Annotated in this window: 26 protein-coding genes; 5 read left to right on the forward strand and 21 right to left on the reverse strand. The window is 39.4% G+C overall.

What is annotated here, in order from left to right:
• Positions 1–234 precede the first annotated feature (234 nt).
• Positions 235–1,170 carry a DHH family phosphoesterase gene (locus NON16_RS01845; RefSeq protein ID WP_257346576.1) on the reverse strand — a complete coding sequence of 312 codons (936 nt, stop codon included), beginning with the start codon at positions 1,168–1,170 and terminating at the stop codon, positions 235–237.
• Between the two features lie 120 nt (positions 1,171–1,290).
• Here NON16_RS01845 and NON16_RS01850 point away from each other — a divergent pair, with 120 nt between their 5' ends.
• Positions 1,291–1,587 carry a YtpI family protein gene (locus NON16_RS01850; protein ID WP_257346577.1) on the forward strand — a complete coding sequence of 99 codons (297 nt, stop codon included), beginning with the start codon at positions 1,291–1,293 and terminating at the stop codon, positions 1,585–1,587.
• An 84-nt stretch (positions 1,588–1,671) separates the two neighbouring features.
• Here NON16_RS01850 and NON16_RS01855 read toward each other — a convergent pair whose 3' ends face one another.
• The 3 genes from NON16_RS01855 to NON16_RS01865 form a co-directional block, all read right to left on the reverse strand.
• Positions 1,672–2,988, reverse strand: coding sequence for a DRTGG domain-containing protein (locus NON16_RS01855; protein ID WP_257346578.1), 1,317 nt, complete (start codon positions 2,986–2,988; stop codon positions 1,672–1,674).
• Between the two features lie 82 nt (positions 2,989–3,070).
• Positions 3,071–3,316: a hypothetical protein gene (locus NON16_RS01860; protein WP_257346579.1), complete on the reverse strand. Its 246-nt coding sequence runs from the start codon at positions 3,314–3,316 to the stop codon at positions 3,071–3,073.
• A 137-nt stretch (positions 3,317–3,453) separates the two neighbouring features.
• A complete protein-coding gene (locus tag NON16_RS01865) occupies positions 3,454–4,134 on the reverse strand; it encodes a metal-dependent hydrolase (protein WP_257346581.1) in 681 nt (226 codons plus the stop codon).
• A gap of 242 nt (positions 4,135–4,376) precedes the next feature.
• Here NON16_RS01865 and NON16_RS01870 point away from each other — a divergent pair, with 242 nt between their 5' ends.
• Positions 4,377–5,477: a M24 family metallopeptidase gene (locus NON16_RS01870; protein ID WP_257346583.1), complete on the forward strand. Its 1,101-nt coding sequence runs from the start codon at positions 4,377–4,379 to the stop codon at positions 5,475–5,477.
• Between the two features lie 121 nt (positions 5,478–5,598).
• On the opposite strand, the gene ald is transcribed toward NON16_RS01870, so the two are convergent.
• Positions 5,599–6,714: an alanine dehydrogenase gene (gene ald / locus NON16_RS01875; protein ID WP_257346585.1), complete on the reverse strand. Its 1,116-nt coding sequence runs from the start codon at positions 6,712–6,714 to the stop codon at positions 5,599–5,601.
• Positions 6,715–6,969: 255 nt separating this feature from the next.
• Positions 6,970–7,131, reverse strand: a complete 162-nt coding sequence (locus NON16_RS01880) for a hypothetical protein (RefSeq protein WP_257346587.1) — start codon at positions 7,129–7,131, stop codon at positions 6,970–6,972.
• Between the two features lie 160 nt (positions 7,132–7,291).
• Here NON16_RS01880 and NON16_RS01885 point away from each other — a divergent pair, with 160 nt between their 5' ends.
• The gene (locus NON16_RS01885; protein ID WP_257346589.1) at positions 7,292–7,606 is read left to right on the forward strand and encodes a hypothetical protein; all 315 of its coding nucleotides are present in this window, start codon (positions 7,292–7,294) and stop codon (positions 7,604–7,606) included.
• 556 nt (positions 7,607–8,162) lie between these two features.
• Here NON16_RS01885 and NON16_RS01890 read toward each other — a convergent pair.
• The 9 genes from NON16_RS01890 to sppA form a co-directional block, all read right to left on the reverse strand.
• Entirely contained in the window at positions 8,163–8,675 is a 513-nt protein-coding gene (locus tag NON16_RS01890) for a MogA/MoaB family molybdenum cofactor biosynthesis protein (RefSeq protein ID WP_257346590.1), read from the reverse strand.
• Between the two features lie 46 nt (positions 8,676–8,721).
• Positions 8,722–9,558: an EcsC family protein gene (locus NON16_RS01895; RefSeq protein WP_257346592.1), complete on the reverse strand. Its 837-nt coding sequence runs from the start codon at positions 9,556–9,558 to the stop codon at positions 8,722–8,724.
• 114 nt (positions 9,559–9,672) lie between these two features.
• Complete coding sequence (locus NON16_RS01900; RefSeq protein WP_257346593.1) at positions 9,673–10,860, reverse strand: acetate kinase; 1,188 nt, start codon at positions 10,858–10,860, stop codon at positions 9,673–9,675.
• Positions 10,861–10,997: 137 nt separating this feature from the next.
• Positions 10,998–11,987: a class I SAM-dependent methyltransferase gene (locus tag NON16_RS01905; protein ID WP_257346595.1), complete on the reverse strand. Its 990-nt coding sequence runs from the start codon at positions 11,985–11,987 to the stop codon at positions 10,998–11,000.
• Between the two features lie 196 nt (positions 11,988–12,183).
• The gene (tpx, locus tag NON16_RS01910) at positions 12,184–12,684 is read right to left on the reverse strand and encodes a thiol peroxidase (protein ID WP_257346596.1); all 501 of its coding nucleotides are present in this window, start codon (positions 12,682–12,684) and stop codon (positions 12,184–12,186) included.
• Between the two features lie 186 nt (positions 12,685–12,870).
• Positions 12,871–13,359 (reverse strand): GerW family sporulation protein, encoded by a 489-nt coding sequence (ytfJ, locus tag NON16_RS01915; RefSeq protein WP_257346598.1) that lies wholly within the window; start codon positions 13,357–13,359, stop codon positions 12,871–12,873.
• On the reverse strand, positions 13,307–14,002 hold the full coding sequence (locus NON16_RS01920) for a DUF2953 domain-containing protein (protein ID WP_257346600.1): 696 nt from the start codon (positions 14,000–14,002) through the stop codon (positions 13,307–13,309). The genes ytfJ and NON16_RS01920 overlap by 53 nt, the downstream gene beginning before the upstream one ends.
• A 116-nt stretch (positions 14,003–14,118) precedes the next feature.
• Positions 14,119–14,613 carry an RDD family protein gene (locus tag NON16_RS01925; protein WP_257346601.1) on the reverse strand — a complete coding sequence of 165 codons (495 nt, stop codon included), beginning with the start codon at positions 14,611–14,613 and terminating at the stop codon, positions 14,119–14,121.
• Between the two features lie 10 nt (positions 14,614–14,623).
• A complete protein-coding gene (gene sppA, locus NON16_RS01930) occupies positions 14,624–15,628 on the reverse strand; it encodes a signal peptide peptidase SppA (RefSeq protein ID WP_257346602.1) in 1,005 nt (334 codons plus the stop codon).
• 432 nt (positions 15,629–16,060) lie between these two features.
• Between sppA and NON16_RS01935 the strand changes: the two genes are divergently transcribed.
• Positions 16,061–16,858 carry an NAD kinase gene (locus NON16_RS01935; protein ID WP_257346604.1) on the forward strand — a complete coding sequence of 266 codons (798 nt, stop codon included), beginning with the start codon at positions 16,061–16,063 and terminating at the stop codon, positions 16,856–16,858.
• A gap of 66 nt (positions 16,859–16,924) precedes the next feature.
• Here the strand turns inward: NON16_RS01935 and NON16_RS01940 are convergent, their stop codons facing one another.
• The 5 genes from NON16_RS01940 to NON16_RS01960 all read right to left on the reverse strand — a co-directional run bounded on the left by NON16_RS01940 (position 16,925) and on the right by NON16_RS01960 (position 22,950).
• Positions 16,925–18,514, reverse strand: coding sequence for an amidohydrolase (locus NON16_RS01940; protein ID WP_257346606.1), 1,590 nt, complete (start codon positions 18,512–18,514; stop codon positions 16,925–16,927).
• A 55-nt stretch (positions 18,515–18,569) separates the two neighbouring features.
• Positions 18,570–20,165 carry an acyl-CoA synthetase MbcS gene (mbcS, locus tag NON16_RS01945; protein WP_257346607.1) on the reverse strand — a complete coding sequence of 532 codons (1,596 nt, stop codon included), beginning with the start codon at positions 20,163–20,165 and terminating at the stop codon, positions 18,570–18,572.
• 120 nt (positions 20,166–20,285) lie between these two features.
• Complete coding sequence (locus NON16_RS01950) at positions 20,286–20,474, reverse strand: alpha/beta-type small acid-soluble spore protein (RefSeq protein WP_257346609.1); 189 nt, start codon at positions 20,472–20,474, stop codon at positions 20,286–20,288.
• Positions 20,475–20,594: 120 nt separating this feature from the next.
• Positions 20,595–21,803 (reverse strand): tRNA uracil 4-sulfurtransferase ThiI, encoded by a 1,209-nt coding sequence (thiI, locus tag NON16_RS01955; RefSeq protein WP_257346611.1) that lies wholly within the window; start codon positions 21,801–21,803, stop codon positions 20,595–20,597.
• Between the two features lie 4 nt (positions 21,804–21,807).
• On the reverse strand, positions 21,808–22,950 hold the full coding sequence (locus tag NON16_RS01960) for a cysteine desulfurase family protein (RefSeq protein WP_257346613.1): 1,143 nt from the start codon (positions 22,948–22,950) through the stop codon (positions 21,808–21,810).
• A gap of 343 nt (positions 22,951–23,293) precedes the next feature.
• Here NON16_RS01960 and brnQ point away from each other — a divergent pair, with 343 nt between their 5' ends.
• Positions 23,294–24,649, forward strand: coding sequence for a branched-chain amino acid transport system II carrier protein (gene brnQ, locus NON16_RS01965; protein ID WP_257346615.1), 1,356 nt, complete (start codon positions 23,294–23,296; stop codon positions 24,647–24,649).
• Between the two features lie 231 nt (positions 24,650–24,880).
• Here brnQ and NON16_RS01970 read toward each other — a convergent pair whose 3' ends face one another.
• Positions 24,881–25,498, reverse strand: a complete 618-nt coding sequence (locus NON16_RS01970; RefSeq protein ID WP_257346617.1) for a reverse transcriptase domain-containing protein — start codon at positions 25,496–25,498, stop codon at positions 24,881–24,883.
• Positions 25,499–25,660 lie beyond the last annotated feature (162 nt).

Raw genomic sequence — 25,660 nt, forward strand, 5'->3', positions numbered from 1 at the left:
TCTATAGTATAAGCGCAACTAAGGCTCAGCCGGCGCCAAAGGCTTGGCTTTGCCAAGTTTTCTTTATGAGTAAAGAAAGTATAAAAGTTTGCGGCATGGATGTAATGTCCAGCTTCAGCGCCCAACCACTTGGATCACTTCAGGCCTCCTGCGGCGGCAACAGCCTCCTCGTCGGTCTTCCAGTGACCTTCGTGGCTAAGCAGGGCGCTTGCGCTTTTCTTATTTACCCTTTTCCTACTTACATACCTCGACTAAGTCTTGAATGATCTGTTTTGTTTCTTCAATTGTATAAACGGTTGCTCCCGAAGCCATCGGATGTCCGCCCCCATTATACTTTGCTGCGATTGTATTGACAATTGGCCCTTTCGATCGAAAACGTACGCGAATTTGATCCGGCTCTTCAACAAAAAACACCCAAGCTTTAAGCCCATCCACATTGGAAAACGTATTCACAAGAAGCGACGATTCCGTTGGGGTTGTTTGGAACTCTTCCATCACTTCTTTTGACAAATAGATATACCCTACTCCTGGATCAATATAATTAAAATTTGATAATACATAACCATTCAAACGGGCAACATTCATCGGCACTTTATACATCTCTTCATAAATGTCAGCACTATTAAAATTGAAATTTTTTAGCTCACCGGCATAATGCATCGTTTTTTCAGTCGTATTTGAATATAAAAACCTTCCCGTATCCCCTACGATTCCGGTAAATAGTAATTCAGCACCCTTCTCTGTAAGCTTAAAATGATTATATTCTTTTCCATGTAGGTAAAACTCATAAATCATTTCACTTACACTGCTTGCATTTGTATCAACCCATATTAAATTACCATACTTGTCTTCATTAGGGTGGTGATCAATTTTAATTAAATAATCTCCTAAAGAAAAACGAGAATCACTTATACGAGCTTCATTAGCTGTATCACACACAATGACTAATGCACCTTGGTAAGCATCCTTTTTAATGTCATCCATTTTCATCATAAACGATAGAGATGGTTCATCTTCACCTACTACATAAATCCTTTTTTCGGGGTAATTCTGTTTCAGAATTTCGGACAAGCCGCCTTGTGATCCAAGAGCATCTGGGTCCGGCCGTACGTGTCTGTGAATAATAATTGTATCGTATTCTTCTATTTTCTTTATGATTTTGTCTTTCATTTTGTTCTCCTTTTTATGTATGTTTTTTCTGTAACGTAATGTTCATTCCTATTTATAGATTTTTCTTATAAAGTCCTTTACAATGGGTATCGAACGAATATAAGATCTGGAGGAAGAATAATGCCTGCATTAGTCGTCATCATCATTGTATCATTAGTTGTTTACATATTTTATAAAGTTAAAGAATGGAGAACGAAAGCTCCCTACTTAAAGAAATGGACTAAGGCGAAAGCAAACATTGCCCTTGGTACCTTTATCTCTATGTTTGGATTAAATCGATTGTTTATTTATGAATCTACATTCGACCTTGTAATTGGTGGGCTATTCCTCGTGTTGGGTATATTTAATATTTTCCTCGGCTACAAAGCCTATAAGTATTTTTTGCCTTTTGCTATTAAGGAAACTGAAAATTCATAGTCTCAACATTTTCGGCTCAGTTAACGAGATTCACTTAAAGAGGATGTTCAAAAAGGAGGATATCCGGACTTTTTGAACCTCCTCCTAAAGATTCCGATCGATTAACTGGGCCATCATTAATGCTTTTCCTACAACCTCTCCACGATGATAAATTTCCACATCAACTTTTCCATAACGTCTGCTTAGCTCTAGTATTTTAGGCTGTATGAGCAGCTTACTCTCCATCTGGACTGGCTTAAGAAAATAAAGTGTGATGTTTTCTATGACAAGGTCTCCCTTTTTCTGTTTCCTCAATGCCCTGCTACCAGCCTCTGAAACAAGAGTAGTCATCACACCATATGAAAGCGTTCCTAAGTAACTTGTCATCTGCGGTGTAACCTCACAAGCAAATGTGGTTCCATTCTCATCTTCAATGTCTTGTATGTGGCTTGTAATTAAGTCATCGAAGGTTTCTCCTACCTGTGGCTGTTTCTGTATCATTTGCAACGCTTTAAGGACATCCTGCCGACTGATAATTCCTTGTAGCATTTGTTGATGATCAATGACAGGTAATAGTTCAATCCCTTCCCAAATCATCATATGTGCTGCGTTTGCTACAGATGTCGTTCCCTGAACAGTTAAGGGGTGTTTTGTCATGACTTTCTCAATCGATACACGATGTTCGATACCAATAATGTCTTTGGAAGTAATGACCCCAACAACACGCATTGACTGATCCACTACAGGAAAACGACTGTGCCCAGAAATTTCGTTTAATTCATACCATGTTGCTATAGAGTCACTTGTTGTCAAATAATTCGTTACCGAAACAGGAGTAGTAATATCACTAACGAGAACAATCTCCTTTTTGATTAACTGATCATAAATTGCCCGGTTAATCATCGTAGCGACCGTAAATGTATCGTAACTAGTTGTGATAACGGGTAATTCAAGCTCATCCGCAAGTCTTGTCACACTCTCATCGGCTTCAAATCCACCCGTAATCAAAACAGCCGCACCCGCTTTTAAGGCGAGTGCGTGAGCTTTTGTCCGATTTCCGACAATCAGTAAACTATCAGGGTCTACATAACGCATCATCGCTTCAAGCTTCATCGCTCCAATTACGAATTTGTTCAGTGTCTTGTGCAACCCTTTCCTTCCGCCTAACACTTGACCATCGACCACATTTACAACTTCAGCGAAGGTTAACTTTTCAATATTGTCCTTGCGCTTCTTCTCAATTCGTATCGTTCCTACCCGCTCAATCGTACTCACAGATCCTTGATTTTCAGCGTCTTTAATTGCCCTATAGGCGGTTCCCTCACTAACAGAAAGAGCTTTAGCAATTTGTCTTACTGAAATCTTACTACCAATTTCAAGTTTATCGATATATTCTAAAATTTGTTCATGCTTTGTCGGCATCTTTTCACCAAACTTTCCATCTGTCCGCTCAACAATCTTTTTGCTAAGTCTTTCCTATTATACTAAGGGTAAACCATACATTTCAATATTCTCTAATTCGTTTTCGGTTCACTGCAATACGCTTTCTACGCAGAACGTGTGTCTGATTAGCACGAACTTTTCCAAATAGCAACGTAGAAAAGTTACCTCCAATAACAAGGAATGCGAATGCTAACCATAAAAACGAGAACATAGAGTTTAAACCTGTCCCCATTTCAGGCAAATACGGTACAGCAAAATAGACAAGTGCTAGAGCAAGTAATAACGACAGTAGGATCCGATTCTTCATCTTTTCCACTCCCCCGATTTATTTTTTAACGCGTAAGATTGTCTTAGCCCGTTATATAAACCATATGCATTAACTCAGGGAGTAAGAAGATAATTGTAGTATAAACGGTTCAAAATTCGCCGTTAATAATTTGGATACTACAATTCGATGGATTCACCGGACTTTAACACAATACCTTTTTTCCCTTCCAAGCGATCAACAAACGCTTCAGGGTCTTGCTCGATAACCGGAAACGTATTGTAGTGAATAGGCACAACGCTTTTCGCCCTTAGCCAACTTGCCGCAACAGACGCATCCTCCGGTCCCATTGTGAAGTTGTCTCCAATTGGTAAGAAGGCTAATTCAATTCGGTTTCTTTCCCCGATCATTTTCATATCAGAAAACAAGGCGGTATCACCTGCATGATAAATTGTTTTTCCTTCTGCACTAAATAAAATTCCTGCTGGCATTCCCGTATATACGACTGAACCATCTTCCTCCGTAAAGCTTGAACCATGGAAAGCCTGAGTAAACTTTACGGTGCCAAAATCAAACTCATATGCTCCACCTATGTGCATCGGATGAGTTTCTATTCCTTTTGATCCAATATAATTGGCTAGTTCAAAGGGTGCGACGACAAGAGAGTTACACCGTTTTGCAATGTCCACAGTGTCACCGACATGGTCATTATGCCCATGAGTTAATAAGATAACGTCTGCATTGATTTCATCCGCCCTCAAGTGACACTGTTCATTTCCTGAAATAAAAGGATCAATCCAAATTGAGTTTCCGTTTGCCTCAATCCCAACAACTGAGTGTCCATAATACGTTACATTCATGTTTATCTCTCCTCATTCATTCATTTCTAAAAAGAATTCTGTATACAACATTCGATTATTTCTGCTATTTTCCTTCTAGCGATGTACAGTAATTACCCTATAGAGAACTTATAGTGTGTATACCCGTCTACCACTATGCTCTACACCCCTTTTTCTTTAAACAGGAGGGAATATCCTATACAATAGATATGTTATGGTTGTTACAGAAATACAGCCTATTATCAATAAGGGATGTGAAACCATTGAATCAACGATTAAAGAGTGCATCGCATTGGTTGAAGGAGCAAAATATTGACCTTGCTTTTGTAAACTCTACAGCTAATGTTTATTACTTTTCAACATTTTATTGTGAACCACATGAACGTCTATTAGGAATTTGTCTATTTCCAGATAAAGATCCAATCCTTGTCTGTCCAGCTATGGAAAGCAGTCAAGCGAGAGATGCAGGGTGGAAATATGCGATCGTTGATTATAACGATTCTGAAAACCCTTGGGAAAAATTGAAAGCTGAATTACTAGAACATCAAGGTAACAAAGCTGACTCTATTGCAATTGAACAAGAACACCTTAACTATGAACGTGCAATGGCGCTTCAATCCATTTACCCTAATGCAAAGCTAACTGGTATAGAAGAATGTGTCAATCAACTCCGTGTTGTCAAGGACGAAGATGAATTGAAGATCCTGGGCGAGGCTGCAGAGCTGGCTGACTTCGGGGTTGAAGTCGGTGTGAGTGCGTTAGAAGAAGGAAAAGCAGAAGTAGAAATTATCGCAGAAATCGAATATGAATTAAAGAAAAAAGGCGTAAGCGGGATGTCTTTCTCAACAATGGTCTTATTTGGAGATAAATCCGCCCTTCCACATGGTAAACCTGGAGATCGCACATTAAAGCCAGGTGATATGGTCCTATTTGACCTGGGGGTTGTCCATAAAGGATACTGTTCGGATATTACAAGAACCGTCGCTTATAAAAGCATTAATGAGCAACAAAAAGAGATCTATAATATTGTAAAAGATGCACAACAAAAGGCACTGGATATTAGTAAACCAGGAACCCGAATCGGTGATTTAGACAAAATAGCAAGAGATCATATTACCGAAAAAGGATATGGAGAATACTTTCTTCACCGAATCGGCCATGGTTTAGGCATCGATGTTCATGAGTATCCATCCATGAGTGACATGAATAATGAGTCCATGCAAGAAGGGATGGTTTACACGCTCGAACCTGGCGTATATGTGCCAAACGTCGGAGGCGTGAGAATTGAGGATGATATTGTCGTAACATCTGAAGGCTATGTAACACTTACAAAGTTCTCGAAGGAACTCTTAATAATCGAATAAAAAAAGGGAGACGATCCGTCTCCCTTTTTTACACATTAAGAAAGTATAAAAATACTTTCTATAGTATAAGCGCAACTAAGGCGATCGCCTGCGCTAAAGCTTGGCGCTAGCCAAGTTTTCTTTATATAACTATATGTTTGGAATCCTTATATTCTAAGCCATGTGCTTCTGCAACAGCTTTATACGTTACAAATCCATCTAGTGTATTGATTCCTTTAAGTAGCGCTTCATTTTCTGTACAAGCCTGAACATATCCTTTGTTAGCAATTTGCAATGCATATGGTACAGTGACATTCGTTAACGCAATGGTCGAGGTACGTGGAACGGCACCTGGCATATTCGCAACTGCATAATGTACAACTCCATGCTTTTCGTACGTTGGATTATCGTGTGTAGTAATCCGATCTGTTGTTTCAAAAAGACCGCCTTGGTCGATCGCAATATCGACGAGTACAGAACCTTTTCTCATTGATTTAATCATTTCTTCACTGACAAGCTTAGGAGCTTTAGCACCAGGAATTAGAACTGCACCAATAACTAAATCAGATTCCATAACAGCCTCAGAAATATTTAAAGGGTTCGACATGAGTGTATTAATGTCAGAACCAAAAATATCATCCAACTGTCGGAGGCGCTCAGGGTTTAAGTCGATGACAGTCACACTTGCACCAAGCCCAACAGCAATTTTCGCTGCATTCGTTCCTGCGACTCCTCCACCAATAACAGTAACCTTTCCACGTCTAACACCGGGTACTCCACCTAATAAGATCCCCATTCCGCCATGTGGCTTTTCAAGGAACTGTGCACCAATTTGGGTAGACATTCTTCCAGCCACTTCACTCATCGGTGTTAGTAACGGTAAGCTACGGTTCGGTAATTGAACAGTCTCGTAGGCGATACCAACAACTTTATGATCAATTAACGCTTTTGTTAAGTCTGGTTCTGCTGCAAGATGTAGGTATGTAAAAAGGATCAAATCCTCACGGAAATATTGATACTCTTCCTTTAACGGTTCTTTTACCTTCATAACCATATCCATGCTCCAAGCATCTATTGCGGTTTCTACAATTTCTGCACCCGCTTCTTGATACTGTTCATTCGTAAAACCAGAGCCTAGGCCAGCATCTCGTTCAATATATACTTGATGTCCAGCAGTAACAAGACTGACCACGCCTGCGGGTGTCATAGCAACACGGTTTTCGTTATTCTTAACTTCCATTGGTACTCCAATACGCATAATAAGTACGACCTCCTAAATCAGACAAATCCTCAATATTTTAAGCCAATGTTTCCTCCACTCAAGTGAATGCCAATTTAAAGATAACACCAATTTCGAAAAAGAAAAAGAAAAATCTTTTCAATCGAGTTACAAACCTGGGCGATGGAGCTGTACCTTGTATCTTTGCATAAAAATTTTCTTTTTCAAACGTGTAAAAAAGTCATTTATAAGCAAGGGTTTGGACACCGAAAAGGAGCCCGCACCCTGTCCAATTTATCGCAACTTGTTTTGATCGCGTTTGCTTGCAAATGTTTGGTTTTGACTTTCTTGGTCGATAACACCACTTTGGTAAGAATCCATGATCTGTTGCTGTACAGCCATCTCACCATTTTCGTCGAATTCGTATGTTTGAGGTTTCTTCTCTTGTCGTGGCAAATCAATACCTCCTTTGGATTACGGTTTATACTTAGTATGTGTGCACATCAGATCGGTATTTGCTCCAAATATCGGGAATTTTTTATGGAATGGGTAGATTAGCAATGGAACGTTTGAAGATTTTTTTGTACAATGGTACGAGAATGGGGGAATCGTGGAAATGACTAGTTCATTCGTTTACGATCAACGGTTAGGTATTAAATTACCAGAGTTTGACGATATATGGGAAAATCAATCTAAATATACACAAGAAGCCATCTTATCTGAATGGGAAAACATACGTGGAATGATTCCGGATCGAATTAAGGATCTTGAAATAGAAATCAACCAAAAACAGGAGCAATTGAATATAGAGGAGAACTTCGAACTCTCCTGTCGTCTAAATTCTGACATAGCGGAACTTGCATCAATTATCAATGACCTATGGATCTGGTATCGTACCCAGAACCATGTGTCAATGAAAGTCCACCATTAATCTTATAAAAGAATCAACTATGGTAGGAGCTGACCCAAAACATCGATAAAGAAAACTTGGCTAGTGCCAAGCCTTAGCGCTGGCGATCGCCTTAGTTGCGCTTATACTACAGAAAGTATTTATATACTTTTTTAACGTGTAAAAAGGAGATGTCGGGTCGCTCCTTCTCTGTTCCACCTAGCTTTTGGTCTTCAAGTACGTGTTCAAAAAGGAGGACAAAAAGAGCCGCGATATGTGAAGTTCAACTAAATTCGTAACGTCCTGTTACAACGTTGAACTGACTCACCTCGTGTGAGCCCGAAGCGCGAAAATCACGAGAAAGGCGACTACTTGGAATACATCATTGTTGCCTTGCACCTAGGAAGCCTTCTTCGGTAGCCTGATCTAGTTAGACGCAGGTGCACAATGAATGTACCTCTAGTGGAAAAGTACTTCCTGCAAAGAGCGAGCACCAGGGTTATCATCTAGTATCGCCTCGCACGTAGGAAAAGCGTACTCCTTTTCCAAGGAACGAAGAAATTCGACAGCTATTTTTACCGGACTTTTTGAACACCTCTTAAAGGTCTTTTCGAATTTCCCGGACCACATGACTAATCTCCGGTAAAATCAACTTATTCATCGCGAGCTTGACCGCACCTGTTGATCCTGGCATCGAAAAGATTGCCGTATTTTCATATACACCTGCAATTGCTCTGCTTAACAATGCTGCAGAACCGATATCCTCAGTGTAACTTAACATACGGAATAGTTCACCAAAGCCAGGAATTTCTTTGCTAATGAGCTCTTTTACCACTTCGACAGTTACATCCCGCTTTGCAATACCGGTCCCTCCATTAATTAAAATAACATCAATTCTCTGATCGAATGTTCCTGTTCGAATCGCCTCTTCAATAAGAGTTGCTTCATCTTTAACGATGGTATACTCTACTATCGAATGACCTGCTTGTTGAAGTTCCTCTTTAATCCAATTCCCGCTTTTGTCCGTTTGTTCTATACGTGTGTCGCTCACCGTTATAATCATTGTGTTTACATGTTTGGGCGCTTCTCGCTTGTGTTCTTCTGCTCCCATATTTTCAGGTCACCCCTTCATTATAAAAATCTAGATATGTACGTTTTTATTGTTTTTTATCTAAAAGCCATCGTTTTTGATAAAATTGATTAGCGAAATCTGTAATTTGACGGGAGAGCTGATAATTTGTTGCTGCTCCATACACCATTCCCATTAAAGGTATTCCCTGAATCAGTCTTTTACGGAGCATAAACAAAACCGTACCTTTCCCAACTAAACCGACCAAATGTCTTATCCAGCGACTGTCAGCAACGACTTCTTCTGACTCAAAGAAATATGGATTTAACTGTTGATCAGAAATATCAACCATCAATTGTTCCCACGCCTGACGCTGATGCTGACGAGGCAATGTGGCTGCATGGAAAACCTTCAATGATAGCATTGTCTCATATGGCTCATGAATGGGATACCCATACGACAAGGCAACAACTTGAATCGATCTGAGATGAGCTGCAATACTAGCCGGGATATCTAGTCCAAGAAACAGAATTCCTCCTGCTCCACTTAAACCACCTTGAGCAAATGATAGTAACCGATGTTTCGCAACGTTATGATGAGCGATATATCGTAATTGTTCAATTCTGCAATCCTTGAGATCTTCCCATACTTTAACGTCCTTATTCATAGCTTGTATCGATAATAAGATCCGTTCTTTTGAATCCCGCTGAAACTGGGCATTTAAAAGAATTGAATGAAGATGAAAAAGTAGATTGTCTACAATTTGAAGGCTTTTGGTTTTATAAGAAGGAGTGAGTTTATCAAAAGCTTCATCAAACCATTTGCCATATGTTTTACTAAAATCTGATGGATAATATGTAAAGTACTCCCTTTCCCATTTCTCAATGGAATACCAAACTTGTTTGTCATTCTTAGTCCAGTTCAAATTAAGCACCTCCAGCTTTTTTCCCATTATACCAAACTTAGCCTACTGTTTTGGGAATCTTGTACACACAAAAGAGATTGCGGCTGAGCACAATCCCTTTTTTTGATCCAGTATTTAACTTGAAAGTCGAACAGTATCCCTTGCAATCATGACCTCTTCGTTTGTAGGAATGATCATTACTTTTACAGGAGAATGTGGGTAGTTTAGAAATGCTTCCTTCCCACGGACTTTATTTAAAGCAGGATCCCAATACACACCCATAAACTCAAGACCTCTCATTACTCGTTCACGGATTACATCGCTATTTTCTCCGATTCCAGCAGTAAAAATAATCGCATCGATTCCATGCATTTTAGCAGCATAGGATCCAATATACTTATGGATGCGCCCGGCAAATACATCTAAGGCAAGGAGCGCTCGTTCAATACCAGCCTCAGCCTTCTCCTCTATATCACGGAGATCGCTCGAAAATCCAGAAACCCCCAGTAATCCGCTCTCTTTATTCAAGACATTGAGTACTTCTTCTGCGGTCTTACCCGTTTTCTGCATAATGTAAGGCAGTAGAGCGGGATCGATATTACCAGAGCGGGTTCCCATCGTAACCCCAGCGAGCGGTGTAAATCCCATAGAAGTATCAATGGATTTTCCCCCTTCAATTGCTGCGATACTAGCCCCATTTCCAAGATGACAAGAGATAAGACGAAGCTGCTCAATTGGCCTTCCAAGCATTTCAGCACATCGTTGTGACACATACTTATGACTCGTGCCGTGGAATCCGTACTTACGAATCCCAAACTCTTTATAATAATCATATGGGAGGCTATATAAAAATGAGCGTTCAGGCATCGTTTGATGGAAAGCTGTATCGAATACAGCAACAGCTGGTATATTGGGTAAAATCTCCTTGAACGCCTTGATACCAACAACATTTGCAGGGTTATGAAGAGGCGCAAGTTCAGATACTTCCTCGATTTCCTTTATCACATCATCAGTAATGAGCACAGAATCGTTAAATTTCTCCCCACCATGAACTACACGATGACCGACACCCGTTATTTCATCATAAGAAGAAATAATCGAGTAGCCTGTTAATTTATCCAAGAGCATTTTGACAGCAACAGAGTGATCAGGTATATTGATCACTTCTTTTTTCTTTTCACGATCAACCTCAATTGTAAAAATGCTATCTTGAAGCCCGATACGTTCGACAAGGCCTTTAGTGATCACGTCTTCCTCAGGCATGGTTAACAGTTGGAATTTTAGCGATGAACTTCCAGCGTTAATCGCCAGTATTTTATTCATTAATCGACATCTCCTTTGTCGTTGAAGCTCATGAATCTAAGCTACTCCATTAAACCACCATAAGGACATGCACTGCAAGGTGGGTAAGCGTTTACCCTTTAAATTCTTTATTTTCAGATTCCTCAAAAGACTCAAATTTAACTCTTAAACGAACCCGAGAACCAACTATCAATCTTCAGCATTATATTCTGAAGTGCCTTTGGTTCTGAGAAGCTAGGCAACTCTGCCATAAGTGCTTCTTTTGGTGGGCGTACTCCCTCCCCCTTCTTTTGCAAAAAGAAGATACTTTTCGCTTGTTCCTCTTTCTTAAACATCGTTAGAGGTAATTGAAGCAGACCGTGTATTACAGCCTCGTCCTTTAAGAATTGATTCAACCTTTTTGACTCATCACCAGCAAATAAGAAGTTTGGAATAATGAAAAAAAGATAGCCACCATCTTTAGTATGGTTCAATGCTTGTTCAATCATTAAGTGGTGCGAAAAAGAATGTCCACTCCCTGCTTTTAATTGATAGTTCGAAGCGGTCTGTTCATCTGGATAATAGCCGACAGGAAGATCTGATACAACCAAATCTACTGGATCAATCATAAGTGGCTGTATGCTATCTTGATGATATAACTGAATATCCTGTTCTTGAGCATTCATGCTGACATAAGCTAGTTTAATCATCGTTTCATCTACTTCAGCCCCATAGCTGAAAATAGGCTTGGCTTGCTGATTTAAGATTGCTGAAACAAGGTTTCCTGTTCCAATCGCCGGGTCTAATAAAGTGACTCGGTCTTTATTCGGGATCGTTTTATTGACCAAGTACCCCATAAACATTGCCACAGCATCTGGTGTCATAGCGTGCTGTGATTGCATATTTTTTTGCATTCCCTTTAAAATTGCCAGTTGGAATCCTTTGCGAATTTCCTCTTTAGATAGCTCTTCAAATTGAATTTTATTGTAATAAGATAAGAGCGCCTCGGTTGTTTGCTTGTCAAAAGTGTCAGGTAATCCACCTTGTAATAAATACTCTCCCGTTTCTATTAGTGTGTCTAAATAAGATTTCTTGCTTTTATTGGAAAGGATCGATGCTGTATTATGTAACATTTCATATAACGTTTCTACCTTTTTAAAATCTGGCATGCCTAAGCCCTCCTATACGTTCTTCTGAGCCTATTGTAACATAAAGAAAACTCGGCGATTGCCGAGCCTTTAGGCGAAGTCAGAGCTGTAGTTGAACTTATACTATAGAAAGTATTTATACTTTCTTAACGTGAAATAAAAAGCAAAAAGAGACTCATTTGATGAGCCTCCTCCAAGTATCATTAATTGGTTTTACTTAGTTTGCTGATTTTGCAGCTTCAATTGCTGCTTCATAATCTGGGTGGTTCGTTGCTTCACTAACGTATTCTACATAGGTTACTTTATTATTACTATCAACAACAAAGACTGCCCGAGTTAGTAGTCTTAGCTCTTCGATTGCAACACCATATGCTTTTCCAAACGAAAGGTCACGGTGATCAGAAAGAGTTTGTACATTTTCTACACCAGCAGCTGCACACCATCTCTTTTGAGCGAATGGAAGGTCATTGCTGATTGTTAGGATGTTTACATTGTCAAGGTTGCCTGCTTCTTCGTTGAAACGACGAACTTCTTGATCACAAACTCCAGTATCGACGGAAGGTACAGATGTAATGATACGAACTGTGCCTTTTGTGTCCTCAAGCGTTACTTCTGATAAATCATTTGCTAGCACTTTAAAGTCAGGAGCATTATCTCCTACCTTTACTTCATTTCCTAATAGAGTAATCGGGTTTTCTTTAAACGTTACGGATGCCATTGTCAAAACAACTCCTTCAATAATATATATACTAGACAAGTTTAATCTTAAACTTTACAGGATATTGTTTCAAGTTTGGCGATTACCTTAGTTGCATGTATGCTTATAGAACGTTTGTATCTCCACCTTGAGAAAAAAGGTGATGACTCTTTATTTGAGTCACCACCTTTTTGTGAACTATGTTCTTTAAAAATCAAGGTCCTGCTTCGGACGACGTTCTGTTCTTCGATGTGTTTGTTGTTGATCCGAATGTTGCTGCTGACCTGATTGCTGTTGTGAATTATTGTTCATCATTCTTTGAATTTTATCGACAACTGACGGAGCTAAATCAAGTAATCGTTCATATAAGTGGGTACTGTTATCAAGATGTATCGTTTTCACCCCGGAAGAGTTTACAATCAAAAATGCAATAGGGGTAATCGATACTCCTCCACCACTACCTCCACCAAATGGCAATGAATCTCCTTCATTAGAGCCACCACGCGATTGTTGCTCTGAGGACGCTTTAAACTGACTGCCCCCAGCGGCAAAACCAAATCCTACCTTCGAAACTGTTAAGATGACACTTCCATCTGGTGTTTCAACTGGATCACCAATGATTGTGTTGACATCGATCATCTCTTTAATATTTTCCATCGCTGTTTGCATCAAACCCTGGATTGGATGTTCTGACATGATGTTCCCTTCCTTTCCAATTTTTTGCGACCTGAAACGCTGCGAACATAGCTTGTCCTAAACGAAATGAAAAAATACATACAAACCTAGTATTTACTACATTAATTTGAAAGGAAGGAGTAACCTCAATTATAGGAGGTACTTTCATTGTTGCTGTGAAACTAAGAAACCCAGCAATACTACCCTTTATTGACCACAATAGCCCAGAAAATATACCAGTTGATGCTGCATCCCCAGTTCCAATTTGGCTTTCCCATAATAGTTTCTCGAAAGTAATTCGTTTAAAAAATCGTCGAACGATTCTACCAAGTTGATATACGGAATCCACATACTCTTTGACTTTTTCAATTCTATGAATGAGAGTGTCTGCTTCTACCGTAAAATCTTTTTGCGACTCCTTTTTTTTGTTGCCAAACTCGCTCTTTGTCTGAACGTGCAATTGAGCGTTATCCCCAGCGACATCTGTTTCATCCAAAGGAAGTTGCCACGAATAATGAATAAGTCCTTTCAGAAATTGCGCCTTAATTAGTAGGTTATCCCGACCTAATTGGTGCCCGTATATAACTGAAATCCGAACTTTACTCATTAAAATAATGGTTAAGAGTATCACAACCACAATACCAATTCCAATAACCCAATACATCTTCCTCCACCTCAGACTCAGGGAATGCTTCTATACCTCTTAACGTGTAAAGAAAACTTTCTTACCTATAAAAAAAGCCCTATCAGCATTATGTACTGACAAGGCTTATTGAATACCTATTTCTGTGTATGGATTACTCTTGTATCTGCAAAAATATCGTGTAGTGCTTTCTTTTCGGGGGTAACACCCGTAATTATATACCCGATCCAGGTTACCTTACTAATAAAGCGACCTACCACCTCTCGAAACAAAATCGTTGACCATGGGACTTTTGTATTCAAGTCTTTCGTAACCACACGAATCGCAAAGACCATTTTTCCAAGCGTCTGTCCAAAAAATCGTGTGAGCAAGCTAAAATACAAAAAGAAGATGATAGTTGTGGATACAGCCCCAACCGAAAACATAGATGTTTCATCGAGGGGTATTTCAAACCCGCGTAAAATGGGGTATACCACAACTCGATATAAGCTTCCGATAACAATTAAATCAAGCAAATACGCCCAAAACCTCATCCAAAACCCTGCGTAAGTACCGACTTTTGCTTTTGGTTTGATGGGATCAGACGGTTCCTCCGTCTCCAATTGTTCGTCTTGTGATACAGAATGTTCCATTACAATCCTCCTATTCCGTATACAAATATTTAATTTGTGGTGTATTTGTTTGGTTGAACAGCTTTTGAATGCCAAGCAGATCATTGTTAGGATTCAGGACTTTATTAGCAGTCATTGTTAGGAATGAATCCAGTCCAACCGCAGTTTCGTAACGTACAACCTTTAGATGTGAGTTACCAAGTTTCTTTTTCATTGACTTTATCGTATCTTCAAGGTCTCCTAATTCATCGACTAAATTTAATGATTTAGCTTGTGTCCCATCGTAAACTCTGCCATCTGCTAGTTCACGAACCTTCTCTTCTGGGATTCCTCTTCCCTTTGCGATGACATTTACAAATTGATCATAGGAGTTATCGACAATTGATTGTAAAATATTTCGCTCTTCCTCAGTCATATCCCTTGTTGGTGAAAGGATATCCTTATGAATTCCGCTCTTTATTGTTTCCCACTTAACCCCAAGCTTTTCTGCTAGTTCACCATAATTCATTGATTGAATGATTACCCCTAGGGATCCTGTCAATGTGGATGGGTGGGCATATATTTTATCCGCAGGTGTTGAAATATAATAGCCTCCAGAAGCCGCCATAGTTCCCATCGATATGTATATAGGCTTTTCGTGCTTCTTTTGAATTTCTTTAATTTTGTCATGGATTTCAGCACTTTCAACCACTCCACCGCCTGGACTATTAACGCGAAGAATAATCCCTTCTACATCGTTACTTTCTCCAGCGTGTTCGAGCATCTCAAGAAATTGTCGATGATTATAACCCGCGCTCTGGAAAACAGATGTTGCAGAACCTGTATCCTGAATGACTCCCTGAACCGTGAGTACAGCAATCTTATTAGTGGAACTTCCTTTTTCAATGATCTCTTCCGAGAACTTTTCCTCATCAGATAATATGTCTTGAAAATTGGCAAAGTTAGTAGTGGCAGCTGAGGACCAAAAATTGATGACAACCGATCCAATAAATAAGAAGACGGCTATCCCCAGAGCTGCCCAACGTTTTCCGTTCATTTTATGCCTCCTTCGAATTTGTACTAATTGGTATAATGTACAATACCTGTTCAAGAATACCATATTTTTAAAGAAAACGCGTAAGCAGATTTGACAAAAGGGTGAGATAAAACGAAGATAAAATAAGAAAAGCGCAAGCGCCCTGCTTAGCCACGAAGGTCACTGGAAGACCGACGAGGAGGCTGTTGCCGCCGCAGGAGGACTGAAGTGATCCAAGTGGCTAGGCGCTGGAGCTAGACATCACTTCTATGCCTACAAAATTTTATACTTTCTTATCTCTTAAGAAAAGCGCAAGCGAGCGCCCTGGGTAGTCACGAAGGTCACTGGAAGCCCCTTCGAAGAGGCTGTCACCGCCGGACTTTCTTTACTTGTACAGAAAATCTTTATAAGTACCGAAGACTTTTACTCAAACTTCACATAGGGAGGAAAAGAATGTCTGAACGAAAAAACATTTATTTTTTTCATAAAACGGCTACACCTTTTGAAGATAAAATTAAGCGTTTAAAAAGCGTTGCACTGGATAACGGATTTAACCTAGTTGATCAATTTGAAGACGCAAACATCATCGCAAGTATCGGCGGGGATGGTGCTTTTTTACAAAGTGTTCGTAAAACCGGTTTTAGAGACGATGTCCTATATGTTGGTGTAAGCACAGGTCAGCTTGGCTTTTACTGCGACTTTGTACTAGACGATATATCAGGAATGCTCGATGCAATGATGAATGAGCAAATCGAAGTACGACGATACCCAACCATCCAAGTTCAAATCGATAAGGATGCCTCATTCTATTGTTTAAACGAATGTTCAATCCGATCTGGTATTATCAAGACTTTATCACTTGATCTCTACATTGATGAATTATTTTTCGAGAGATTTAAAGGGGACGGAATGGTGATCTCAACACCGACCGGAAGTACGGGTTATAATAAATCACTAAATGGATCCATCGTGGACCCAAAACTTCCTTGTATGCAGATAAGTGAGGTTGCTTCAATAAACAATAACCATTATCGTACACTAGGTTCCTCTTTCATTCTAAGTAACCAGCGGACTTTAGAAATAAGGATGGTTAACGACGGCAATACGTTTCCGATTATCGGTATGGATAATGAAGCACTAAGTATCCGAAACAGTCAGTTTATCCGAATACAATTAACGGATAAACGGATCAAGACTGTTAAGTTAAAAGATAATTCTTTTTGGCATAAAGTTAAACGAAGTTTCTTATAATTCGTGTTCAACAGTAAAGAGGAGCGGGGCTGATTTGTCTGCCCTACTCCTCTTCTTTATCGGAATCTAATTGTTAGTGTACACGATCTCATTGTTGATTACGGTATGCATTACTTTTACAAATGGGATATGTTCCGGGTTTATCTTGAATAAGTCTTCGGATAGGATGGTAAAATCTGCGCTAAATCCCTTTTTGATCATTCCCATACTATTTTCTTTTCCGACAGCGTAAGCACTCCCCTTAGTATAAAGCTCAACAACCTCATAAACCGTGAGCTTTTCATTTGGATAATATCCTTCATGTGCATCGCCAGATTTTTTCCTCATCACAGCAGCATATATTGTTAAAAGTGGATTTGCTGTTTCGATTGGAGCATCAGAACCAGCTGCACAAGGAATTCCTTCAGAAATCATCGTTTTCCAGGCAAAGCTGTAATTCATTCTTTCTTCTCCAAGACGTTCAATCACCCATGGAAAATCTGATGCTACAAAGTGTGGTTGTATATCAATCACAACTGGTACCTTTTTCAATCGTTCAATAAGATCTGGACGTAGTACCTGACCATGGACAAATCGATCTCGAAGTCCATCAGATGGCGGATATTCTTCAACGGCATACAGGGCATATTCGAGTGCCAAATCACCTATCGTATGTATAGCAACAGGCATTTGATAGGAGCGAGCTTTACGAACTAATTTCTTTAATCCAGTCAATGAATGGATCGCAACCCCATATGTATCAGGCATATCATTATAAGGTTTACTTAAATATGCTGTTCTCCCTCCAAGTGCGCCGTCAGCAAATATTTTCATGGCACCAAATTCCACATAACCATTGCCGTAACCATGTTGATAACCTTTGGAATGCATATCATCTACAACTTCATGATGCACCAATAGATTGACTTTAAATTTACTTAAATCCTGACCGATCACACGTAAGAACGATTGATGTGTTCGTTCAAATCCTCCGTAATAATTTAAATCTTCACTATGACCACCAACCAAACCAAGTCGGGTTAAATCATTCACGGATGTTCGAAGAGCACGTTCAATGTATTCTTCAGTTACTTTTGGGATGACATTTTTGACAAGATCCTGGGCAGTATCGAGTAAAAAACCGGTCGGTGATCCATTCGCATCCCGAACAACTACACCTCCAGGAGGATCAGGTGTATCCTCCTTAATTCCTGCTAGTTCTAATGCCTTTGTATTTGCGAGAATTGCGTGCCTGCAAATTCGAGTTAACATCATTGGGTGATGGGATGCAAGCTCATCAAGTTCGAAGCGATGAAAAATTTTACGGTCGACAAAATTGTTTTCGTTCCACCCTTCCCCAATAATCCACTCTCCAACAGAAGTCGAATAAACCTTTTCTTTCAATCGAGTACGCATCTCTTCTGCAGAACTCAAGTCTGATAGGTCTAACCTAAGCAATTTTTCACCATGTCCAATCATATGAAGATGGCTATCGACAAAACCAGGATACATGACAGAACCTTTAAGATCATTGACGACATCGATTTCAAAATCGCCTTCAATTTGCACTCGATTTCCTATAGCAATGATCTTATCATTTTCTACTAATACTGCTTCTACGGTTTCACCCTCTGTTTCCATTGTATAAATGGTTCCATTCGTCCATAAGGTTCTCATGCCTTCATCATCCTCACTCACACAAATATTGCTAATAAAATTTATGATTTATCGGTCAATTTATCGTAGATTGATTTTCTTTCATCCGTAACTCTATCCGTCGTATTTTCCCTGAAGTCGTCTTAGGTAACTCATTAATAAACTCGATTTTTCTGGGGTACTTATATGGTGCAGTTAATTTTTTTACATGGTTTTGAAGATCTTCAACAAGTTCATTAGAATTAGATTCTGCGGGATTTTTCAGTACAACAAACGCTTTTACGATATTGCCACGAACCTTATCAGGGCTTGATACAACCGCACACTCTTTGACAGAGGGGTGCTTCACCAATGCATCCTCGACCTCAAAAGGACCAATTGTGTATCCCGAGCTAATTATAATATCATCGCCACGACCTTCAAACCAGAAGTAGCCATCCTCATCCTTTTTCGCCTTATCGCCTGTCAAATAATAATCTCCCCTAAACGCCATCTTTGTTCGATCAGGGTTTTTCAAATATTCCTTGAACAGGGCAGGAGCATCCCGATGAACAGCAATATCACCAACCTCGTTTATTCCACAAGGCACACCCTCTTCATTAATAATTTCAACTCGATTTCCAGGTGTTGGCTTTCCCATAGAGCCTGGTCGTACTTCCATCCCTTCAACAATTCCTACAAGCAATGTATTCTCAGTTTGACCATAGCCATCTCGAACATTTATTGAAAAACATCTTTGAAATGTATCAATGACCTCCCTGTTAAGGGGCTCTCCTGCAGAAACGGCACTACGTAATTTCGACAATTTATATTCTGATAAGTTATCAACTTTTGCCATTAGACGATATTCCGTTGGTGTACAGCATAATACATTTATTTGATATTGTTCAAGCAGATCTAGATATGTGTTTGGGTCGAACTTCCCTTGATACACAAATCCTGTTGCACCCATTCCAAGCACAGAAACAAAAGGACTCCAAATCCATTTCTGCCACCCTGGACCAGCCGTTGCCCAAACGGTGTCGTTTTCTTTAATCCCTAACCAAGATCGGGCTGCTGTCCGTATATGGGCATAAGTCCATCCATGTGTGTGTACAACTCCTTTTGGCTGCCCTGTTGTACCTGATGTATAAGATAAGAATGCCATATCTTCCCGATCTGTTTCTGGAAACTCATAATTTGCATCATAATCGGAATCTGCTTTCAGTTGATCAAGCGTTGTCCAACCCTCTTTATTACCACCAACAGAAACTTTAAAGGTTAAACTTGGAATCGGGTCTTTTATTTCATCTACGATTGAGGCAAAAGGGTGATAAGCAATAACAGCCTTCACTTCACCGTGGTTGATCCGATAACTAAGGTCATTTGGCCGAAGCATCTCTGAGCATGGTATGACTACAAGTCCAGCTTTTAAGTTCGCTAAATACACGATATATGTATCAATTAACCGAGGCATCATGACAAGAACACGGTCACCCTTTTCCAAACCGAGCGATAGAAAAGATGCAGCCAATCGATTGACTTGACCAAAAAGATCTTTGTATGTAATTTGTTGTTCATTTCCCTCATCATCTCGCCATCTAATTGCTGTACGAGCAGGATCTTTCGTAAATTTCTCCATTTCCTCAGTTGCATTGTACGATTGAGGAGCGATTAAATTTTCGTTAGTCAAAATGGATTGCCTCCTTGTTTATATTTATCCCCATTATACATAATCTTTAGAAAATTTTCATTTAAATAAGGACTGACAATTAATGTCAGTCCTTAAGCCAATTATTTATAAAGTTGTTGATTATTGACCTTGCTGTTGTTGTTGAGCCATTTGAACAAGACGTTTTGTGATTTCTCCTCCAACTGAACCGTTAGAACGAGAAGTAGAGTCTGGTCCAAGATTCACACCGAATTCAGATGCGATTTCTGTCTTCATAGCATCAATTGCTTGTTGAACTCCTGGTACGACAAGTTGATTATTGTTAGGCATGTTTCTCACCTCCTTGTAACCATAGGATGTGATTTGAGGCGATAATCATACCAAACATATGGTGGTAAATGTTGATAAAGAAGAAATTAGTCGGCTTGCTTATTGAACCTTATACCTCTCCTAAAGAAGATTTTTGAAGTCATCCTTTTTCTCTTCATCAGCTTCAGTAAAATAAACCGTTTCCGTATTTTCTACTGCCTTTTCAATAAGTTGTTCAATATCCATATTGCGTTCAAACCGATTGGCTTTATCACGGTTTGGCTTTGTCTTTGGTGCAGATGGCAAAAAGACTGTACAGCAATCTTCATATGGACGGATAGATATATCATACGTGCCGATTTTATGGGATAGGTCTATAATTTCTAGTTTATCCATCGTGATTAATGGGCGGATAATCGGAAGGTTCGTTACTTCATTGATGGTATGCATACTTGGTAGTGTTTGACTTGCCACTTGCCCAAGGTTTTCTCCTGTTGTAATTGCAAGTGCATCATTTTGTGCAGCTAGCCGTTCCGTTATTCGCATCATTAATCGTCTCATTATCGTCATACTATAATTATCTGGAATTTGTTTTTTGATTGCTTGTTGAACATCTGTAAACGGTACGACATGTAATCTAATTGTCCCACCATATCGAGTTAGAACCTTTGTTAGATCCTCGACCTTTTGTCTTGCTCGTTCGCTTGTGAATGGAGGACTGTGAAAATGGACCATTTCAACTCTAATGCCACGCTTCATCGTAAGATAACCAGCAACCGGACTATCGATACCACCAGACAACATTAACATCGCTTTTCCGCCTGCACCGATTGGAAGGCCACCTGCACCTGGAAAGTCTAGACAACTAATAAAGGTAGCCTCAGGTTTGATCTCCACTTTTATCTCGACATCTGGATTATGAACATCCACAGTTATTCCTTCGCTATTCTTTAAGACAAATCCGCCAATTATATGATTTAACTCTTGAGAATCTTGCGGGTATTGTTTAAAGTTCCGTTTTGTTGTTACTTTAAATGTCTTTACTTCAGAACCCGCTTCCTTTAATGCCTGTAAAGCAGTTTCCTTAATTTCCCCAAGGTCAAGGCTACACTTGACTGCAAGGGAAACGCCTTGGATCCCAAAGACCTCCTGTAACTTTTCAATGATCTGAAAGTGGGGTTCTCCATTCAATACGACGTCCATTCTGTCAAATGTTTTGTTCACCTGAACATCTGGATATGGCTTAAGTTTCTTCTTTATGGTTTCTTTTAAACGATTTACAAAAATATGCCTATTTTTACCTTTCAAAGAGAGTTCTCCATAACGGATTATGATATGGTCATAAATCATACGATTACCTCATTACCTTCTTTAAATTTGAGATTAGCTCTGTTAATACTTCAATGAACTGCTTACCTTCATTTAACGTATTTTCAAAGCTAAAACTGATTCGAATTGCACTGCTTGCCCTTTCATAATCATGGCCGGTAGCCTCAAGAATTCTGCTAACAGCTTTTGATTTAGAAGAACAAGCTGATTTAGTAGAGGCATATATCTCTTTGTCCTCAAGTGCATGGATCAGCACTTCAGGCTTTATTCCTGGCACTGAAAAATTAACAATATGAGGGGCACTGTTTTCTTTAGGTGTATTGATGAAGACTGATTCCATTGTAGTTAGCTGCTCTCTTACAAACGAGTTTAGCTCTTTCATTTGGTTCATTTCTGATCGAGACTTTTCAAGTATCATTCGGAGTGCTTTCGTCATTCCAATAATTCCAGGTACGTTTTCAGTTCCTGCTCGAAGTCCTCGTTCATGAGTTCCTCCAGTAAGCAAAGGAGAAAGAGAAACGCCTTCCCGAATATATAAAAACCCAACTCCCTTGGGTCCATGGAATTTATGACTAGAGAATGAACATAAATCAATTCCTGATTGTTTATACTTTAAAGGAACTTTCCCAATAGCCTGTACATTATCTACATGAAAAAAGATCTTTGGATATTGTTGAAGATGTTTACCGATCGCTTGGACTGGCTGTATTGTTCCTAACTCATTATTCACATGCATAACAGAAACAAGGATTGTATCGCTACGTAAAGCTCGCTCGACATCATCCACCGATATTCGTCCATTACGATCGACTGGCAAATACGTAACATCGAACCCATTCTTCTCAAGTTGATGGAACGATTCATAACAGGAAGCATGTTCGACTTCAGTTGTAACGATATGCTTTCCACGGGCCTCGTGCAGGATGGCGATTCCTTTTATTGCTAAATTATTGGCTTCTGTTCCACCTGAAGTAAATACAATTTCCTTTGGGTCAGCCTCTATTAATTCTGCGATTTGTTGACGTGCTTTCGTAATAAGGCGTTCAACCTCCCCACCAAGACGGTGTATCGAGGATGGGTTCGCAAAATACTTCTCAGAAACAGTGACATAAGTTTGAAGTACTTCAGGAAAAGGTTTTGTAGTCGCGCTATTGTCAAAATAAATCATAAAGCCTTTACCCCTTTACTTTTTAACGAGTCTTTGCATCATTTAATATTATCACAACTGTCTTCGAATCCAAACAAAACATTGTCAATAGCTTTTATCGACATTATACGACAAAATAAAACATAACCTGGCTGCCCAGCCTATTTTTAAATAACCCGTGTTAGGTATAAATTTTGACCAATAATAGAGAAAAGCTAAGAAAATAAGAGATTGCGGAATATTCCTAATTAAACCAATCTTTAAACTTTTGTCTATAGCATCTATTTGGGCAGTAGTTATGTTAAGATTTAATCCGATTTCAGAAAAACTCAATAATTTCCGCTATTCATTGGGAGGTAGCATCATGGAACAAAAAAGATTATCGACAAAAGAAACCTTTACAATTGGATTAATGATGTTCGCTCTGTTTCTCGGAGCAGGAAATATGATATTCCCACCATCACTTGGCCAAAGCGCCGGAACAAATGTCTGGATCGCAATCATTGGTTTTCTACTTACAGGTGTAGGTTTACCGTTACTAGGGGTAATTGCAGTTGGATTAACTGGGGGTTCAATTAAGGAGCTCGCTGGAAGAGTCCACCCAGGATTTGCGATTATCTTTTCAACAGTTATGTATTTAGCAATTGGACCTTTCTTCGGAATTCCGAGAACTGGAACGGTCGCCTATGAAATTGGTGTGACGCCGTTTCTACCTGACACCCTTAATGAAAATGGAATACCATTACTCGTATATACGATTGTATTCTTTGGAATTACATTTTGGTTCTCACTTAATCCGACTAAACTGGTTGACCGGATTGGCAAGGTCTTAACACCAATCTTACTTGTTGTAATTGGCTTAATCGTAATTAAAGGTATTGTGAACCCAATGGGGAGCATTTCCATACCTAAAGGTGACTATGCTTCAAATCCATTCTTTACTGGATTCATTAATGGTTACCTTACAATGGATGCGATTGCAGCACTCGTGTTTGGTATCGTCGTTATTAATGCAGTGAAATCCAAAGGTGTAACAGACAAGAAAGAAATAGCAAAGTCTACAACAAAGGCTGGACTCATTGCAGTTAGCGGCCTTGCTCTTGTCTATTTATCTCTCGCATATATCGGTGCGACTAGTCGAAATGTGATAGGCTCAACCGATAACGGTGGAGCAATATTAACAGGTGCAGCCGATATCCTTTACGGGCAATTTGGACTTATGCTGCTTTCTGTGGCGATTACATTTGCTTGTTTGACTACATCAATTGGCCTTGTAACCTCATGTGGAGAATTTTTCAAAAAAATAATGCCGAACATATCGTACAATCTAATAATCGGTATTATTTGTATCTTTAGTGCGGCAATTGGTAATATCGGACTAACTCAGTTGATTAATTTCACTTTACCCGTTCTAATTGGGATTTATCCTTTAGCCATCGCATTAATCGTATACTCCTTCTTCCATCGTCAATTCGGAGGTTACCGTGAAGTTTATATTGGCGGTTTACTAGGAGCAGGTATGGTTAGTATTTTCGATGCTTTAAAACAAATGAACGTTAACATTACAGCTGTTACTGATCTAATGAGCACGTATTTACCACTGTACAATCAAGGAGTTGGTTGGATAGTACCATCACTAATTCTTGCAGTAATCGGTTATATAATCGGAAAAGGTCGGGAACATACACTAGACCATGCAGACAATCCAAATAATGCTTAATATAAAGAAAACTTGGCTAGCGCCAAGCCTTTGGCGCCGGCTGAGCTTTAGTTGCGCTTATACTATAGAAAGTATTTTTATACTTTCTTGTAGAGTAAGAAACTGATTTCAAAGAGAAAGCTAAGTAGTCTTGGCTTTCTCTTTTACTTTCAGCTCCTCCTCATCAAACCGTACGTGAGGTTCTCCCTCATACGGCTTTCCTATGTTCTTCTTCCTTTGACTTTACGGTATCTAACTCGCTAGTTTCACCAGAATAGGACCCATTTCTTTTCTTACTTCATTGACATTTCCATGTTTCTTGCGTTTGTTCCTTTTCTTGTTGTTGAACAGGTTAAGTCGCTCTATCACATACCAATCAATTCGATTTAGCCATCTCTTAGAAAACGATGAAAGGAGATAGTAGTTCTTAAATCCGTATAATTTCTTATTCAGCCCTTTCACCACTTCTTGAATATCCATGTATAACCTATTTCTTGGTTCAAGATAGGCTTTAATCTTTGCACGCATTTTCTTCATTGCGCCCTTTTTGGGTATGTGCCACATAAAGTAGAATGTCTTTCCACCCTTTTTACGTCTTGGAAACTTTCGATTGTGAAAGCCTAGAAAATCAAATCCATCTGTGTCATCCCAGATGTTAACGAGTCTTGATTTATCTCGATTAATCGAAAGGTCGAGTCTTCCCATGATCGACCGAATCACCTGTATGCTTTCTAGTGCTTGTTTCTTCGTTTTGCACATCACGACAAAGTCATCCGCATATCGAACCAGTTCACCAAGGTGTTTGAATTTCTTTTCCCACAGCTTATCCATCGTATTTAAATAGATATTGGCTAGAAGGGGGGAAATCACCCCACCTTGGAGACCTCCGAAAAAGTCGTCCCAATTTTATGAATATATGGTGTATAATAGAATTATATAAATATTCTGGATATACTGGAGGGTTTAAGATGCTCAGGAAAGTAAATTCTAAACAAATCACGGCATTCGACCAGTATTATTATGACAAAACAG

The sequence above is a fragment of the Pseudalkalibacillus decolorationis genome (genome assembly GCF_024609785.1).
In the GTDB taxonomy this organism is placed as follows: domain Bacteria; phylum Bacillota; class Bacilli; order Bacillales; family Fictibacillaceae; genus Pseudalkalibacillus; species Pseudalkalibacillus decolorationis.